We start from the raw sequence: 16,139 nt of genomic DNA, 5'->3' as shown, positions 1-16,139 counted from the left end.
TGACAATTAGATAGCTTGCTGATTTAGCGGAATTACAATTACAAATTCTGTACCTTCTCCTGGAGCAGAAATACATTGTAATGTTCCCTGATGTTTTTGGGTGATAATCTGATAACTAATAGATAAACCTAATCCCGTACCTTTACCAACTGGTTTAGTGGTAAAGAATGGTTCAAACAAGTGTTTTTGTACATCTTCTGGAATGCCTAGACCATTATCAGCAATGCGAATAACTACCTGATTTTCGCTAGTGAGTTTAGTATGAATGCGTATCTGGGGAGTAGGAAGCGCTTTTTCCCCTACTCCCCATTCACGATTTTCCACTCCCTCTTCTAAAGCATCAATCGCATTTGCCAGAAGATTCATAAATACCTGATTCAGTTGTCCGACATAACATCCGACTAATGGTAGGTCGCCGTAGTCTTTGATCACCTCAATTGCTAGATAGTCAGATTTAGGCTTGAGCCGATGTTCCAGAATCATCAACGTACTATCGATACCCTCATGGATATTCACAGCTTTCATCTCGGCTTCATCTAAGCGGGAAAAGTTTCGTAGAGATAAGACGATTTCTGTGATTCTTTCAGCACCAATTGTCATAGAAATTAGCAAGTTTGGCAAGTCTGCAATCAGGAAATTTAAGTCGATGGCTTCTGTTTTTTCTTGAATTTCAGTTACTGGATTAGGATAGTTTTGCTGGTATAATTGCAACAAACTAAGTACATCTTGGATATATTGATTGGCAAAAGTGATATTGCCATAGATAAAGCTAACTGGGTTGTTGATTTCGTGCGCTACACCTGCTACCAACTGCCCTAAACTGGACATTTTTTCACTCTGCACCAGTTGAGATGCTAGCTGCTTTGCCTCTTGGCGCAATTGTGCTTCAGAGTGTCGCAATATCTCTTCTGCTTGTTTGCGCTGGGTAATGTCGTGGAGAATGACAACATACTCCTGAAAGTCCTGATGGCGTCGGTCTGAGATGGAAACTTCCAGGGTTCTGTTTTTCCGATTGCAGAGTAGGGTTTGTTCGCTGCGCTTTCTCCACTGGTCTGGATAGTAGATTAATGCGGGTAGCCATTTATTGAGGTGATTTCCCAGCAACTCAGAGGGGTTGACACCAAAGAAAGATTCGGTGGCTGGGTTAGCCTGTCGGATAATACCTTGATCATCTACGACTAAAATACCATCTTGGGCGACAGTAAACAGATGTTCGGCAGCCTCTCGTGCTTCTGCGATCGCCACCACTTGTGGTAAAGTTGTCCAACAGGCGATCGCTACTCCCACAAATGCCACACTCATTAGCAGCACCACAAATAGATTTTCATCCGCCGCAGTTGCAACTTTATTAAGTTTGACACCAAATAACCAGCCAATTCCCAATGCGCTGCACAGTAAAAAAATCAGGATGAGCACCTGGAGAACTACTGAGTCCTTGATAATTACCACAGGGCGCGTGCGATATCGCCGCATCCACCAACTGCGATGGAATGGAGGGAAGGACACGCGGCGAATTACTGCATCTATTCCCATGACACCAATGGGAAATAATAACCCAATTAGGAAGTTGAGCCAACCCCAGGCAAGTCCGCCCACCAACAGCACCACAACTTCTAATAGCAGAATGCCCAGAGATATGCGAGGGAACAAAACTTCCGGGCGATCGCGCCGCAGCCAAAGCCCTAAATGGAATAACATAAAGGAGACAAACCAACCGATGTTACCAACAGCCACGATTCGCGCTACATCTCCCCAAATCAGATAGATTAGGCACAACAGCAGTGTCAAGGTCAATGCTGGAACAAACACACCCCGGCGTGACACAACAGAAAATACTGGTGAAATGTGCTTATCTAAGGCCAGCTGATACAAAATTCGCGGGCAATTAGAAACGACCGTTGCCGAACCTAAAAGACTTGCAGCTACTAGCAAAAAGGAAACACTTACAGCAGCTGATTTTCCCCAAAAGGGCTGGGAAGCCGCCACCAGATTCATAAAAGCATTGTCTTTGAGGTTTGGATCTGTTGCTAACCGCATCATTACCCAAGACCCCCCTAAAAAGATCGGTGGCATCATCCAAGCCGCAATGTCTAGAAAGCGTAGCGTCTGCGTGGGGTGGCGGCTATCAGCGACAAAGGAAGAAGCGGTTTCACAACTGTAGGTTGCATAGGTGACGAAAAAGAACCACTTTGCCCAATCCACGAAGCCCAAAGATGACCAATTGCTAGGAAAAAACCCAGGACTATCAGCAGAGAAAGCTAACCAGCCAAGACCTTGCATACAGAAGGTAATTAGCAGTCCAAAGGCTGGAATTACAAAAAATAAATGTAAAATACTCAGGGCGCGAGTTCCACTAAACGCCACGATAAACGGCAACAGTGTAAAGCCAATATCCAGAAATATTTCTGGACAGGCAATACCCAGCGCCTCCAAATTCACTTTAATTAAATCTCTGAGTACGATCGTATTAACTGCTAAGTAGGAAACCCAGTTAAGGAGGTATCCAATTGCTGCATAACGAGCTAGTCCGGGGTAGTTTTGCAGCAGCTTGGTAGCATAGTTAGGTGTTCCTCCAGCCACATTCATAAAATGCATACCCAAGCGTTTTACCTGATAGTTGAGCAGCATTCCCAAAATTACCGCAGGTATCCAGACAAAAATAGCTTGGGGACCCAGAGCTGCATGAATTGCTGGAACTAATGCTGTCCAGGAAATATGGGCTGTCAAACCGAAGCCCCAACTTTCAACAGCACTCAGGCTTCTAGTCAAGCGAGGGTAAGAAGATTGTCCCAAAGTGGGATCAGCAGGATGGGACATGATTGGCAGTGCTGGGTGGGATACTCTAATTAAGCTTATTAATAGAGTTCCCATTTCCTTAATGTTCTGAACAAAGACCTTATATCTAAAACCTTCGCGCTATTCTTAATCAAACGTCAGCGAACAAGTTTATTGCAGCGCACACAAAAAAGCATGGGTGGCAAATTAATTGTATTTGAAGGGGTAGAAGGCTGTGGTAAAACCAGCCAAATACAGCTTTGTTCTGAGTGGTTGGAAAGTCTGGGCGTTTCTGTGGTGGTAACTCGTGAACCAGGAGGAACGGAGTTAGGCTTACACCTTCGCCGCTTGCTATTAGAGAAGGCAGAAGATAAGCCAGTTGCACAAGTGACAGAACTTTTGTTGTATGCTGCTGACCGATCGCAACACGTTGAACAAGAACTCAAACCAAATCTCGCCGCCGGGAAATATATTTTATGCGATCGCTACACTGACTCTACCATTGCCTACCAAGGATATGGTCGCGGTCTGAACATGAGTTTAATCAATCAGCTTAATTATATTGCTACTGGTGGTTTAGAGAGTGACCTAACTATTTGGTTAGATGTCGATGTCGAGGTGGGACTATCCCGCAAACTAGACAGCAAATTTGGACTAGACCGGATTGAACAGGAGACAATCGCTTTTCATCGGCGCGTTCAAGAAGGATACGCACATTTAGCAATATCCCATCCCTCACGAATTGTTCGCGTAGATGGCAGTTTGAGTAAAGAAATTGTACAACAAATGATTCAAAGAATTTTGTGCGATGCCTTCGGCGGTTCGCAAAGCGACCATCGCTTGCACTTGGCGACGTAGAGGAAAAATAAATCTAAAAGTTGTTGCACTAAACTCCAACAACTTTTTACTACTTCCCTTTTTTCTCATCCAGTGCTTTTTGAATCGCTTCTCTGCAAAACTCAGGAGGGTCGTCTTGTGTTTTTACCTCTTCCTTCATTTTTTCAGTGCATCTAAAGCTAATAGAAGCAGTCATAGGTTCCTCACCCTTTGGTTGTATCGGCTCTAAATTCTCTGGACTTCCTTTAGGGTTAGGCATTATTGAGAAATGTAAATAAAGCTTGAATTATTTGTATACAAATAATTAGAGTGTTGTATCAGTGGTGACACCAGTCTGTCAAAACAGTTCACCACCGATACCACTTTTACAAATGGCTAATTCTATTTTATGTTCACAAGGTCAGAACTCGAAATCAAAACCACTGCTGAATTGAGAGACTTGTGTAGGCGTTACGGATTAAAGCCTACCGGGAATGGAGGGTACAAGACTAGTTGGATTGTTACCTTGATGGCATTCCCACAGATAGCACTCTCTCAATTAAGGCAAGGAAGAGGGTTAAAATCGTCAGGCTTCAGTGTTATTCAATTCCTCACAGGGGTGGTAGATGAGATGAACTCCCCCACTGATGAGCAAGCAGCCCTGATTAAGCTAACGATGGAGGGCAAGGCTATGAGCTATCCTGACCGATACGACCAAGAGAGTCTACTGAACTTGCACAAAGCTAAGATGCACCTTGAGATGGCGATCGGACTGCTAAATCAGTAAATCAATTTACGAGCCGAACGCACCTAGTCCCCGGCAACCTAAAGCTGCGGGACTTTTTTATATCCTATATACCTAAAGCGACTGCCGTAGGCATTGCCGAAATAAAAATTAATTTTGTTGGCGTTTGATTACCATATTATTTGGTAATTTCTCAATAAGTTGGTATTATCTTCAGTAGATTACACAGATACACTTATCCATTTTGAAAGACGTAAATCTAACAAGAGGTTTGCGGCTAAGTTTGGCGTAAAGATTCATTAGTTTTTAATAACACATATTGAAAACTAGCTATTTTGTATCGTCTGGTAAGGAGTTGAAAGTTTAACGATAGAACCGTTTTGATTTTTATCTAACACAATTTATTGTCAACTTGCTCATTTTTGGCGATAACGAGACTAATTTTTGGTGAGCAAACAGCTTTGAGCAAAACTATCTAATTTTTTCAATATTCAATAGTAAACGGAGAAATGTTTTATGCGTTTTACCCGCACGATACCGATTGCGTCTTTAATACTATCGATACTGGTTTTATGGCAGCCTACTTTAGCTGACTCAAGAAGTAGTCTTCCGTTGCAAAAAGTAGAAAAAATAGCATCTCTTTCGGATAAAAATAAGTGTCTTGGAGGTTTTTCGCCAAGTTTTCGCTTGGGTGGAGAACTCAATAATCCAACCACATATAACTTGCAAAACCTGAAAAATTTGCGAGATGCTTTAAAAAAACAAAATCCAGCATTAGTTACTGAAATCACTGTCAGCTTTCAAACCGGCTCAGGGCCACAAACCGAAACATACTATGGAGTCCCCCTATGGGAATTGATTAATAATCCGAAAGCTGGAGGTGGTCTCAAACTTGGTAATTCTGGTTTGAATTCTAAAAACTCTTTTCTGAGGCAATATGTGCTAGCTGAAGCCACAGATTGCTATGGTGCAGTCGTAGCTATTGGTGAAATTCAACCTAACTTTGAAGGGAAAACAGTGCTAGTTGCATACGCAAAAAAAGCTAGTGATGGTACAGTTGTGCCTTTAATAGATGAAGGATTTGCTCGTTTAGTAGTTCCAGGTGACAAAGCTGGAGGTCGTTACGTTAGTAATGTGAGAAATATCCTCATATTATCCGCTCCTGCTTCTCCTTTGAAACCAAAATATTTCTGATGTAGAGGCTAAGATTGTCAGTCTCAAAACTATCAGCAATAACTTCTGGAGCATTTGTAAATCTCTTGAGTGTGACTGGCGAAAAGCAAGTTTTACGCCCACCATGTCTTCAATAATTAATAAAGCCCAATACGGTTCGGATAAGCAGGAGAGGAAAAAGAGTTATTAACTCATCCCCCGGCTTGAAGCCGGGGGATTTCAAGTCATTAGTTATTAGTCATTAGTCATTATTACCAATGACTAATAACTAATGACAATGGAAAGGCGGGCGGCTATCCCGGACACTCCTCTTGTTGGGATGGGATTCCCGCCGATTTTCGTTGAGCAATAATTCTTTATCTCCCTGCTCAAGAACTGCTCCTCCTGCTTGCCTCAACTGATAACTTTCTTAACCGAACTGTATTGTAACAAAGCCAAGATTTGTCTATATAAAGTAATTGACATTTTACCAATTTAATTGGTAATTTTAACCTTGAGGAGAAAATACCCGAAAATTTGGAGATTTTAGCAAACAGATGAAAAAATATTTTTTGACAGGTTCTTTGGCAGCTTGTGCCTTTAGTGTTCTGATACCAAATCAAGCTTTTGCCGCTACTCTCAACTTATATGGAGCAGGTAGTTTAAGAAATGCACTAACGGAAGTAAGCCAAGACTTCACCCAAGAAACAGGAATAGGAACAAATACAGTATTTGGGCCATCAGGGATTAGAGAGCAAGCAATAGAAACAGAACTCCAACTTGGACAGCCGACTGCTGATGTCTTTGCTAGTGCAGATATTGGAAATCCCCAAAAACTATACATTAAGGGGTTGAGCAGTCAGCCAGTGGAATTTACTCAAAACCAGGTTGTAGCGGTGTTTTCCTCAAAGTATTCCCAGGCAAAAATTACACCAAGTCAGGTGTTAGATTACTTACTAAATCCCAAGGTCAAGTTAGGAACTTCAACACCTATATCAGATCCTCTTGGAGACTACACTCAACAGATATTTACTCAAGCTAATTCCAAAACCCCTGGTAGTTTTGATACCCTCAATAATAAAGCTTTGCGATTAACAGGTGGAACGAATTCCCCAATAGTCCCATCAGGACAGGATAGCTTAGTGTATTTTCTAGACAAGACTCAGCAAGCTGATGTTTTCTTAACTTACTATACTGGCGCGATCGCATCGCAAAAAATTGATCCGAGTCTGCAAGTAGTCCGGCTACCAGATTATTTGTCTGTTGCAGCGCCATTTGATTTAACAGTTATCAAAAATGCTGACCCGAATGCACAGAAACTAGCAGATTATATTTTGTCAGACAAAGGACAGGAAATTTTGCATAAGTATGGATTTACTAGCCCCACCAAATCAGTACCCGAACCCAACTATGTTTGCGGACTATTACTAACTGCGGCTATGGGTTTAGCACTTAAGAAAAAATTGGCAGAGCCAAAGCAAAAGATACAAGTTTAAATCTTAGATAAACTGAATCAAAATTGCAGCGATAGGGAAATGATTATCGCTGCCAACAATCATTTGTAATCTCATTTTAGAGTTTATTTATAGTAGTAACAGACACCGCAGTTTTCAAACCGAAAATATCAGTTTTTTTACCCGTAACTCTATAGGCGTTAGTTTACTATCTGCTAAATATAGGACTAGTATTTGATTTTTGAAATGCACGTAGTGGGTAGTGGACTCCTAGGCTAAAATAGTGCATTAGACGTAGGTTGGGTGGAGCGGAGCGCAACCCAACTGATTATCAGGATGTTGGGTTACGCAAAGCCTCCAACGCCACTTGCTACAACGCGGGAAACCCGCGCAACGCAGTGGCTCCCCAACCGACAATTTTTTTGCAACTCTACAGGCGTTAGTTTACTATCTGCTAAATAGTAGGAGTTTACTTTTTATATGTTGATTATATCTGAAGCGATCGCCTTTACCCAAAGGTCAACACTCCTGCGGTAAAATCTGCCACTAGTCGTTTTGTCTGTAACCAACGCACACCCAAAAGAATGTCTTGCAGTTCATCTCCACCCAACGCTGAAATCATGAACTCTTCTTCATCTAAAAGTATAGCTCCCTGATACAAGTTAAATTGTGCTTCTCCCTGCGCCGTCCGCATATCTTCTCTCTGACTTTCCCGTAACCATCCCAACGAGAGAGCATCTTGATTATCAATTGCTAGAGTGCCAGTAAATCCTGTATCTAGTAGCGCCTGTACTGGGATAATCTCACCATCAGCAGCTATCAAACCAATTTCAAAAATTAACTCGCCTTTACTGTTAAACTCTCCGAAAATCATATTTTGCCGCAGGCTCCAGTCTCATTGATTCGCATCATGAGACGCAAAGTATCACCAAATTTTTCACGAGCCTTTTGTCTAGCAACATCCTCATTTGCATCTATAAAATACTCTCCACTATCAGGCTCAATAACTATAAACCAGTCGTAGTGTTCTTTGATGAACTCTGGTTGAACTCTGTTAAATACTACTCGACAACGCTGATAAAATAACTCATCCTCAGCTTTGCGTCGTGCTTTTTCTTCAGGTGATAATTGACGTTCTGGAAATACTCTTCCTCGACGCGGTGTGTGATTAGAAGATAGTTGTGTCATTTTGTTTACTATCTGCTAAATAGTAGGGGTTTACTTTTTATATGTTGATTATATCTGAAGCGATCGCCTTTGTTAGTCACCTTTACACTCAGTTGCAGTAGTGTGATTTTTGATTCTCGCCTTTTGAAGCTCATTATTCTACCTCAGAACTGGAAACGCCGAGCTTTTTTCTCGGAAGTTGGTGTTCGGAACTCGGAAGTTGGTGTTCGGAACTCGGAAGTTGGTGTTCAGAACTCGGAAGTTGGTGTTCAGAACTCGGAAGTTGGTGTTCGGAACTCGGAAGTTGGTGTTCAGAACTCGGAAGTTGGTGTTCAAAACTCCAAACGTCAAAAAATAAAAGCGATCGCTCCCTTCAACTAAAGAGCGATCGCTTTTATTTATAATCCAGAATACAGCTTAAGCAGCAACAGGTTCCAACAGTTTGATGTCAGAGAAGACAAATTCCTGAATAGATACTTGTCCTGCTGTCTCGGTGCGAATCTCCCGACGATTTAGGATGAAATAGTCACCAACTTTTTCATATTCATCGATAAATTCGCTTCTACCGCCCTTTTGTTCCCCAGTTTTGGGGTCATGGTACACAGAGTCATAGGTATGGGACAAGTAACCTTCGCCAGTGTCGTGACTGCTAAAGGTGTCAATTGTCACAAAAGTACCGTGGATTAGACGGTGAACATGGCAGACTTCATTATTGCGGACTTTGTATTTATCGCCCTCAGCCTTACCACCCATTAAAAGCTCAACTGCACCAGTTTCGTCAGTTTTACCATAGCTAAACGTATTGGCGCTGTGGGTGTCTTCAAAGCTGCGGCGGATACGATGAATTGCTATCTCCCATGCTTGACCATGAATTGCTTGCTTGGCTGACTCGTCATCTACATCCAAAACTTCCGCTTTGAGATTGGCATTGATGATAACTTTGCCTGTAAACACTTGATCATCATGCTTAAAGGTAATATTTGCGGTATAACCGGGGAAATTCTTCTCCCAAGTATAGCGATTCTCATAAGCAGCCCGGAAAAGTTCCTGAGCAGAAAGTTGTGTAACTGTCATGTGCTTCTCCTAGTCGCTACTGTAATTAGCGTTTTAGTTTCCTTGGTATTAGCATAGAAGTAATTGTTGAGGCTAGGATAGTCCCCAACTGGGTACACTTATGGCTAATTCTCTCCACACCGTATTTGATGCGATCGCTAATGTCCAAAATGAGCAAGAATTAAGACTAGCTCTCGCGGATAAAATTGGTGAGCATTTTGGCGTGCAAAATTGGGGTATTTATTTCTTAGATGAGCAGCCAAGCACTGAGATTGATCTTCAGAGTATTCCGGCAGTATGCTTAGAAAGCAATCCAGTCGGGCGTTACGTGGTTGAGCGTCATGCTCCCGCCCATGAGCAGTTATTATTATCACCAGGAGACTGGAAGCATTTTTGCTCACGTTCAGATCACGAACACGTAATGACTGGGCCAATTGTTTGTAATGGTCGTCTTGTGGGAACGTTTAACTTAGCCCGCGACAAGGGAAATCCGGCTTTTAATGGCAACGATTTAGCTGACTTGAGCGCCTTATGTATTCATTTGTCAGCAAAGATGGCGACTCTACGGACAAAACCAAAAACATCCAATTCCCTTTTAGTATGCCCTCTAACAGCGCGTGAGTTAGAAATTGCCGACTTGGTAGCGCAGGGCTTAACGAACGCAGAAATTGGAGAAAAACTTTGGATTACACAAAATTCCGTCAAACAAGCTTTGAAAAGGATGTTTCGGAAGTTGAAGGTGTCGGCGCGTGCGGAAATGGTGGCAAAGCTGCAAGATATACAAGTTTCATAAATCTGTCTTTAACCCAATATTTCTCAAGCCTGAGTCTCTTCAAATAAGAGTAAGCCATACTTCTGGCCAGTAGGCAAAAAGCCAATTCCTCGATAAACTGCTTGTGCTGCTTGGTTATTATCACCTGTAAACAGGATGGCACGTTTTACTAAGAGCGATCGCGCATCTAACAACGAGCCTGCTACCACACTTTTGGCATAGCCTTTACCCAGTAGCGCTGGCGGTGTCCATACTCCACCAATTTGCACAATATCAGGCAGGCTGGCATTAAAGGCAGAGTAGGAAACTAGAGTTTCTCCTGCTACCAAAACCCAATGCATAGCCGTAGGTTGACGTGCTTCAATTACGCGACGGCAAGCTGGACGCAAACTGCTTGTTTGTGTTTGTCCTCACATCTGTAAATTTCCTTTTGTTTAAGCGACAAACAGCCACCGCCTAAAGAGTAATATTTTGTAGTATTACCGTAGTATAAAGAAGTTACAGGCTGAAGATATAGCAGAAACAGTTGATGTTTGCCCTAGCTGACACCTAAAATAGGTATTCAAGCGGAGGAAATAAAAGCTTGAAATTGATATTGGTAGCTCCCGACTCTTTGTTATGTGCAGCCTTTCAACAGCATTTTAACTACTTACCAAATGTAGAAATAGTGAATAACTATTTCGAGTGGTTGCCAGATTTTGATTGTATGGTCAGCCCTGCTAACTCTTTCGGGATGATGGATGGTGGCATAGATGCGGCAATTATCCGTTTTTTCGGTTGTTCCTTAATGGCAAGAGTCCAGGGGCGCATTCTTGAAGATTATTTGGGTGAACAGCTTGTGGGAACATCAATGATTGTGGAAACAGGTCATCACAAGCATCCTTTTTTGGCTCATACACCTACTATGCGAGTTCCGATGATTATTGCTGGAACAGATATTCCTTATGTAGCGATGTGGGCGATGCTGCTGGCAGTTCGCCACCATAACCAACACGCCGAGCAAAAAATTAATACTATTGCCTGTCCTGGATTGGGTACAGGAATAGGACGAGTGCCATAGACTGAAGCTGCTAGACAGATGGCATTAGCCTATGATCATTTTCTTTACCCACCCAAGCATCTCAATTGCATAGTTGCAGCCGAAAGACAACTTCAGATATGGGAAGGAGGAGATTTGGGTAAAGTTTAAAAAACGTCCTAACGTATTATAATGCTGGGGCGATCGCTAATCTCAACTTTATGATACGTAAACGCTGAGACAGAATGCAGCACACTATTTAAAATGGCAGGAGTGGATAATTTTGCAGCAGCTATTTGCGGTGTAGTTGCTGGGTGTACTAATGGTGAAAATGTCATATTTGAACAAAGAGATATTGCTGTTAAAAATGCGATCGCAACTGTTGTATATGCAGCAGCAACCCTTGAATAAGCTCACAAGTTTCTCTTATTTAACTTCTGAGGATGCCAGATTTAATCTGATCTAAGTAGTTTTATCATCTCTTTACCTAATCTTTAATTTATCAATTAGTAATTCTAGGTAAGATGTATTGATTCAGATCCGATTTTATTTTATGAAGACACCTAAATAACAACTCACTAACTAAGTTTAAAAGATAAAAATTGTGTAAATGACTTAGATGTAAGAGATAGATAAAAATTATCACCTTCAAAATGCAATGTATTTGAATATTTATTGTAATACAGGTTAACAAACATGGCGTTTTTATTTTAGGAATTCGGGCTTTTAGCACCAATTTAGCTATTGATTATGAATAATTTACTTATTAAAAAATCTCAGTAAAATTGGAGAGCAATATAACATGAAGAATGCCTGGAGGCGTTGGATTGCGACCGTTAATCTAGTTGCAATGTCTACGACGGGCGTAGCTACGGCACTAATGCCGACGCTGGTATTTTTAGCATTCTCTCATCGGGCAACAGCTGACGATCCAGGAGTATGTTACATGGTAACTTCTTCTGGTCAAACCATTAGATTGACAAGGCTTTGTGGTAATATAGCCCCACCTTCAGACAATAAAGTTTTTCGAGTCCCAGTCAAACGCCGCTTTGGTGGAACTCCTGTGATTGATGTCACGTTCAACGACAAAAAAACCTTTGAAATGATTGTAGATACAGGTGCTAGTGGAACCATTATCACTCAAAGTATGGCGAATACACTTAAACTCCAGACTACAGGTACAATGCAAGCCCAAATTGCCGATGGTAGCCAAGTAGAATTCCCAACCAGTAAGGTAAAATCTATTGCAGTAGGTGGAGTTATAGCCAATAATCTTCAGGTGGCGATCGCACCAAAAGCAAGTATCGGCTTACTGGGCCATGATTTCTTTGGCAACTATGATATTAAAATTCTAGAGAAAGAGGTCGAATTTCATCCCCGCTAATCTTTGCACTTAAAAACGTAGTATCCTACATTTTGGTATCTAAAAATAAGTCCAAAATTATGAGGATAAACCCCAGAAAATTACTACTTAGGAACGTGGATTAAATAAAATGCAAAACTTCATTCTGTTTCTAGCTTCCCTCTCCAATATATCGGAGAGGGAGTGAGGGTGAGGTAAGCCAGGGACATAAATTATATGTTATTTAATTCTTATTCTTTAGCGGAGTAATTGTCAACTTCGGATTCTGATCATTTTTAGAGTGAATAGGTGATGCAAAAAAAAGTCAAGGTTAAACCCAATTCAAAACAGCAAAAGATTGAAGAACAACCCGATGGCAGTCTAACTGTGTATTTAAAATCACCCCCAGTTGATGGTAAGGCGAATGAAGAGTTAATTAAACTACTAGCAGAGAAATTTGATGTAACCAAATCTCATATTAGAATTAAGTTAGGTTTATCCTCCCGGCAAAAGCTAATCGAAATTGATACAAATATCTAGTACAAGGCGGCGTAAATAAACCATCCATTTAAAATCAATGAAATACTAACGCCGTATTCATTTTAAATTTTGAGTTTTGAATTGTTTAAGCTTGTGTAATACTGATATATCTGGGTTGAGCTTTGACTTTTCTTATCCAAGCTTGGATAGCAGGAAATTGTGTTAAATCGAACCCACCTTCATCAGCTACATGAGTATAAGCGAACAAGGCGATATCAGCGATCGTGTAACGCTCTCCCACAAAAAAAGTGTGCGAACTTAAATGTTTTTCCATCAAGTTAAGTGCTGCATAACCTAGTTCACGTTTTTGGTTGATAGCTTCACTATATTCTTCAGTTTTATCTAAAATAGAAATCCAAAATCTTAATGTAGCAATAAAAGGTTCATGGCTATACTGTTCAAAACATAACCATTGCAGCACCTGCGCTCTTAAAAATCGGTCATAGGGTAAAAATTCTGTGCATTCACTCAGATACATTAATATGGCATTTGATTCTGCCAAGAATTTACCTGGCTTAATTTCCAGAACGGGTATCTTACCGTTAGGATTTTTACTTAAAAATTCTGGTGTTCGAGTCTCGCCTTTCAAGATGTTAAGCTCTACCCTCTCAAAAGGTATACCTAGTTGTGTCAATAAAAGACGTATCTTATAACCATTGCCAGAAGGTAAAAAATCGTACAAACGCAGTAGTTCCATGCTAAAATACAGTTAAGAATATGTTCATAGATAATTGAAGGTTCAAAATACAATATTTTACCAAAAGATTTTCCTAAAACCGGATAACTATTTTTATATTTGGCTTGTGAGTACTAGATCAAATCATTCCAGAAAATCAAAAAAGCATTATTTATTTCTAGATTGAGATGTTTAACTTAGTCAGTGGTTGAGAATAAAAATATGTGTGGAAGATTTACTCTAAACCAGTCGGCAGCAAGTTTAGCTCAACTTTTCCATGTTGAGCCAGTTCCAGATTTAGCAGCCGAATATAACATTGCACCTACGCAAATGGTGGCTACAGTGTTACAAAATACCGAAAGCCAAAAGCGTGAATTTCAGCAGTTGTATTGGGGCTTAATTCCGTCATGGGCGAAAGATAGAGGAATGGGGGCAAAGCTGATTAATGCTAGGGCAGAAACTGTTGCCGAAAAACCCGCTTTTCGTTCGGCTTTTAAGCACAGACGCTGTTTAGTGCTAGCTGATGGCTTTTATGAGTGGCAACGACAACAAGGCAAAAAGCAGCCGTTTTATTTTCGCCTTCAAGATGGGCAACCCTTCGGCTTTGCAGGTTTGTGGGAGAAATGGCGATCGCCTGCTAACGAAGAAATAATCTCTTGTACAATTTTGACAACGGCAGCTAACGAATTACTCCAACCTATCCACGAGCGGATGCCAGTGATTCTAGAGCCACAAGATTACGATTTATGGCTAGATTCCCAAATGCAAACGCCCGAAATCCTCCAGCAGCTATTGCGTCCCTATCCAGCGCCAGCAATGATTGCATATCCAGTTAGCATCTTGGTAAATAACTCTCGGCATAATAATCCGCAATGCATCATACCCCTCAGTGAGAATAATGCACCCGCAAATCAGTTAAATTAGCTATTGAGTGTGCTAGGGGATTGGGGGGGAGATGAGGGAGATGCGTGTAACCAATGTCCAATGCCCAATGCCCAATGCCCAATGTCCAATGCCCAATGCCCCAATACGCAATACCCAGAGACAAATATGCCAAGAACGCAAAAAAACGATAATTTTATTGACAAATCCTTTACAGTGATGGCGGATATCATCTTGAAGATTCTGCCAACCAACAAAAAAGCTAAAGAAGCGTTTGTTTATTATCGAGATGGTATGTCAGCCCAAGCAGAAGGGGAATATGCTGAAGCATTGGAATACTATGAAGAAGCTCTAACACTAGAGGAAGATACCAACGATCGCGGCTATATTCATTACAATATGGGGCTAATCTATGCCAGCAATGGCGACCACAAAAAGGCTTTAGAACTATATCATCAGGCAATTGAGTTAAACCCACGTATGCCGCAAGCCTTGAACAACATCGCCGTGATTTATCACTACCAAGGCGAAAAGGAGAAAGAAGCTGGAGATAACGAGGCTGGCGAAGCACTGTTTGACCAAGCAGCAGACTATTGGATTCGAGCTATTCGCATGGCTCCCAATAACTACATCGAAGCCCAAAACTGGCTGAAAACCACCGGGCGATCGCAAATTGACGTATTCTTCTAAAAGTGATGAGTTAGGAATTATGAATCATTCACTCCTAACTCCTGTACAGACGCGATTAATCGCGTCTCTAACTCCTGTACAGACGCGATTAATCGCGTCTCTAAAAAATATGATTGACCAAGAACAAGTTCACAAAGTAGCTAATCTTGCTCGTTTAGAATTGACTCCAGAAGAAGAGGAGCAATTCACTACCCAGTTGGGAAATATTCTGGATTATATTGAACAGTTGAATGAACTTGATGTTAGTAATGTGCCCCCAACAACACGGGCAATTGATGTCAGCAATATCACACGAAAAGATGAATTGCAACCCTATCCAGACCGGGAAAGTATTCTCAACAGTGCGCCTGAACAGGAAGGCGAATTTTTCAAAGTCCCAAAAATCCTCAATGCTGAATAGTCGAAAGCTATTGAGTAACGACAAATATGTACGTTAATCTATTTGTATAATAAGTGCTGCGTTAAAGTGTTCGACTTAACGCATTCTACTAAATTGAATATTTTTTAATTACAAATATAACTAACACATAACTAAGTGGGCATGAATAATTAAAGGTTTGTAGTAAAGCCAATTTAATTAATGTTACATTGCGTAACATAGTTTGATTTATTTTTGCCCACTTATTTAGCAGTGCTGCGGGGTTTTTTCTAAAGAGAAGTTACTAAATTTCAGTTTCACCTTCGGCTAGAGCGCCCAACATTAGAGGATGGTGAAGAAAGTCAAAGTCCCCAGCCACCCGGATGCGACCCGATAAAGATAGCCCAAAAGGGGGCCGTTGAATAATTAACTTGTGAGAAAGGTCTTCGTGAGTTTCTACGGTTATAACAGAAGCCGACATTAGGATACACTGGCTTTTGAATAGACCGGAAGTCACCAGCAACAAACAAAATCGCTGCTGGTGACTTCCTGCCTAGTATCCTATCGCTTTTTGCTGTATGAAACTTACTCCAATCTACGGCAAGTCCCCCTCAAGAAGGTTTCTTAGCATCTAAAAAGACTCCCACTGTTTTGAGGCTATAGCCTTAGAATATTTACAAGCTTTACTTACGAATTACC

The 16,139-nt window shown here is 41.2% G+C and carries 21 protein-coding genes; 13 read left to right on the top strand and 8 right to left on the bottom strand.

Features of this window, described 5'->3' with window-relative positions:
- Positions 1–6: 6 nt before the first annotated feature.
- The gene (locus tag HWQ38_RS07460; RefSeq protein WP_292791834.1) at positions 7–2,817 is read right to left on the bottom strand and encodes an ATP-binding protein; all 2,811 of its coding nucleotides are present in this window, start codon (positions 2,815–2,817) and stop codon (positions 7–9) included.
- A gap of 153 nt (positions 2,818–2,970) precedes the next feature.
- Here HWQ38_RS07460 and tmk point away from each other — a divergent pair, with 153 nt between their 5' ends.
- Complete coding sequence (tmk, locus tag HWQ38_RS07455; RefSeq protein WP_292791832.1) at positions 2,971–3,633, top strand: dTMP kinase; 663 nt, start codon at positions 2,971–2,973, stop codon at positions 3,631–3,633.
- A 49-nt stretch (positions 3,634–3,682) separates the two neighbouring features.
- On the opposite strand, the gene HWQ38_RS07450 is transcribed toward tmk, so the two are convergent.
- Positions 3,683–3,871: a hypothetical protein gene (locus HWQ38_RS07450; RefSeq protein ID WP_292791829.1), complete on the bottom strand. Its 189-nt coding sequence runs from the start codon at positions 3,869–3,871 to the stop codon at positions 3,683–3,685.
- A gap of 129 nt (positions 3,872–4,000) precedes the next feature.
- Here HWQ38_RS07450 and HWQ38_RS07445 point away from each other — a divergent pair, with 129 nt between their 5' ends.
- The 3 genes from HWQ38_RS07445 to HWQ38_RS07435 all read left to right on the top strand — a co-directional run bounded on the left by HWQ38_RS07445 (position 4,001) and on the right by HWQ38_RS07435 (position 6,984).
- Entirely contained in the window at positions 4,001–4,378 is a 378-nt protein-coding gene (locus HWQ38_RS07445) for a hypothetical protein (RefSeq protein WP_292791826.1), read from the top strand.
- Between the two features lie 474 nt (positions 4,379–4,852).
- Positions 4,853–5,530, top strand: a complete 678-nt coding sequence (locus HWQ38_RS07440) for a hypothetical protein (RefSeq protein ID WP_292791823.1) — start codon at positions 4,853–4,855, stop codon at positions 5,528–5,530.
- A 515-nt stretch (positions 5,531–6,045) separates the two neighbouring features.
- Positions 6,046–6,984, top strand: a complete 939-nt coding sequence (locus HWQ38_RS07435; RefSeq protein WP_292791820.1) for an extracellular solute-binding protein — start codon at positions 6,046–6,048, stop codon at positions 6,982–6,984.
- 466 nt (positions 6,985–7,450) lie between these two features.
- On the opposite strand, the gene HWQ38_RS07430 is transcribed toward HWQ38_RS07435, so the two are convergent.
- Both HWQ38_RS07430 and HWQ38_RS07425 read right to left on the bottom strand, forming a co-directional pair.
- Entirely contained in the window at positions 7,451–7,816 is a 366-nt protein-coding gene (locus HWQ38_RS07430; protein WP_292791817.1) for an aspartyl protease, read from the bottom strand.
- Complete coding sequence (locus HWQ38_RS07425; RefSeq protein WP_292791815.1) at positions 7,813–8,130, bottom strand: hypothetical protein; 318 nt, start codon at positions 8,128–8,130, stop codon at positions 7,813–7,815. The genes HWQ38_RS07430 and HWQ38_RS07425 overlap by 4 nt, the downstream gene beginning before the upstream one ends.
- 123 nt (positions 8,131–8,253) lie before the next feature.
- Here HWQ38_RS07425 and HWQ38_RS07420 point away from each other — a divergent pair, with 123 nt between their 5' ends.
- Positions 8,254–8,490 carry a hypothetical protein gene (locus HWQ38_RS07420; RefSeq protein ID WP_292791812.1) on the top strand — a complete coding sequence of 79 codons (237 nt, stop codon included), beginning with the start codon at positions 8,254–8,256 and terminating at the stop codon, positions 8,488–8,490.
- Between the two features lie 36 nt (positions 8,491–8,526).
- Here the strand turns inward: HWQ38_RS07420 and HWQ38_RS07415 are convergent, their stop codons facing one another.
- Entirely contained in the window at positions 8,527–9,183 is a 657-nt protein-coding gene (locus tag HWQ38_RS07415) for a DUF3386 domain-containing protein (protein WP_292791809.1), read from the bottom strand.
- 100 nt (positions 9,184–9,283) lie between these two features.
- Between HWQ38_RS07415 and HWQ38_RS07410 the strand changes: the two genes are divergently transcribed.
- On the top strand, positions 9,284–9,955 hold the full coding sequence (locus HWQ38_RS07410) for a LuxR C-terminal-related transcriptional regulator (RefSeq protein ID WP_292791806.1): 672 nt from the start codon (positions 9,284–9,286) through the stop codon (positions 9,953–9,955).
- 23 nt (positions 9,956–9,978) lie between these two features.
- On the opposite strand, the gene HWQ38_RS07405 is transcribed toward HWQ38_RS07410, so the two are convergent.
- Positions 9,979–10,323 (bottom strand): GNAT family N-acetyltransferase, encoded by a 345-nt coding sequence (locus HWQ38_RS07405; RefSeq protein WP_292791803.1) that lies wholly within the window; start codon positions 10,321–10,323, stop codon positions 9,979–9,981.
- A gap of 194 nt (positions 10,324–10,517) precedes the next feature.
- Between HWQ38_RS07405 and HWQ38_RS07400 the strand changes: the two genes are divergently transcribed.
- The 4 genes from HWQ38_RS07400 to HWQ38_RS07385 all read left to right on the top strand — a co-directional run bounded on the left by HWQ38_RS07400 (position 10,518) and on the right by HWQ38_RS07385 (position 12,834).
- Positions 10,518–10,994: a macro domain-containing protein gene (locus HWQ38_RS07400; protein ID WP_292791800.1), complete on the top strand. Its 477-nt coding sequence runs from the start codon at positions 10,518–10,520 to the stop codon at positions 10,992–10,994.
- 222 nt (positions 10,995–11,216) lie between these two features.
- On the top strand, positions 11,217–11,363 hold the full coding sequence (locus HWQ38_RS07395) for a hypothetical protein (protein ID WP_292791797.1): 147 nt from the start codon (positions 11,217–11,219) through the stop codon (positions 11,361–11,363).
- A 391-nt stretch (positions 11,364–11,754) separates the two neighbouring features.
- On the top strand, positions 11,755–12,336 hold the full coding sequence (locus HWQ38_RS07390) for a retropepsin-like aspartic protease (RefSeq protein ID WP_292791794.1): 582 nt from the start codon (positions 11,755–11,757) through the stop codon (positions 12,334–12,336).
- A 270-nt stretch (positions 12,337–12,606) separates the two neighbouring features.
- Complete coding sequence (locus HWQ38_RS07385; protein WP_292791791.1) at positions 12,607–12,834, top strand: DUF167 domain-containing protein; 228 nt, start codon at positions 12,607–12,609, stop codon at positions 12,832–12,834.
- Positions 12,835–12,919: 85 nt separating this feature from the next.
- On the opposite strand, the gene HWQ38_RS07380 is transcribed toward HWQ38_RS07385, so the two are convergent.
- Entirely contained in the window at positions 12,920–13,531 is a 612-nt protein-coding gene (locus HWQ38_RS07380; protein ID WP_292791788.1) for a glutathione S-transferase family protein, read from the bottom strand.
- 201 nt (positions 13,532–13,732) lie between these two features.
- Here HWQ38_RS07380 and HWQ38_RS07375 point away from each other — a divergent pair, with 201 nt between their 5' ends.
- The 3 genes from HWQ38_RS07375 to gatC all read left to right on the top strand — a co-directional run bounded on the left by HWQ38_RS07375 (position 13,733) and on the right by gatC (position 15,482).
- On the top strand, positions 13,733–14,434 hold the full coding sequence (locus HWQ38_RS07375; protein ID WP_292791785.1) for an SOS response-associated peptidase: 702 nt from the start codon (positions 13,733–13,735) through the stop codon (positions 14,432–14,434).
- 126 nt (positions 14,435–14,560) lie between these two features.
- Positions 14,561–15,082 carry a photosystem I assembly protein Ycf3 gene (locus HWQ38_RS07370; protein ID WP_292791866.1) on the top strand — a complete coding sequence of 174 codons (522 nt, stop codon included), beginning with the start codon at positions 14,561–14,563 and terminating at the stop codon, positions 15,080–15,082.
- Positions 15,083–15,191: 109 nt separating this feature from the next.
- Positions 15,192–15,482, top strand: coding sequence for an Asp-tRNA(Asn)/Glu-tRNA(Gln) amidotransferase subunit GatC (gene gatC / locus HWQ38_RS07365; RefSeq protein ID WP_292791863.1), 291 nt, complete (start codon positions 15,192–15,194; stop codon positions 15,480–15,482).
- Positions 15,483–15,744: 262 nt separating this feature from the next.
- Here the strand turns inward: gatC and HWQ38_RS07360 are convergent, their stop codons facing one another.
- Positions 15,745–15,921 carry a hypothetical protein gene (locus HWQ38_RS07360; protein ID WP_292791783.1) on the bottom strand — a complete coding sequence of 59 codons (177 nt, stop codon included), beginning with the start codon at positions 15,919–15,921 and terminating at the stop codon, positions 15,745–15,747.
- Positions 15,922–16,139 lie beyond the last annotated feature (218 nt).

Origin of the sequence: Nostoc sp. NMS7 (assembly GCF_017115085.1) — a bacterium.
Lineage (GTDB): Bacteria > Cyanobacteriota > Cyanobacteriia > Cyanobacteriales > Nostocaceae > Nostoc.
Note: the sequence above shows the minus strand (reverse complement) of the source record. Positions and strands in the feature narration are given on the sequence as shown.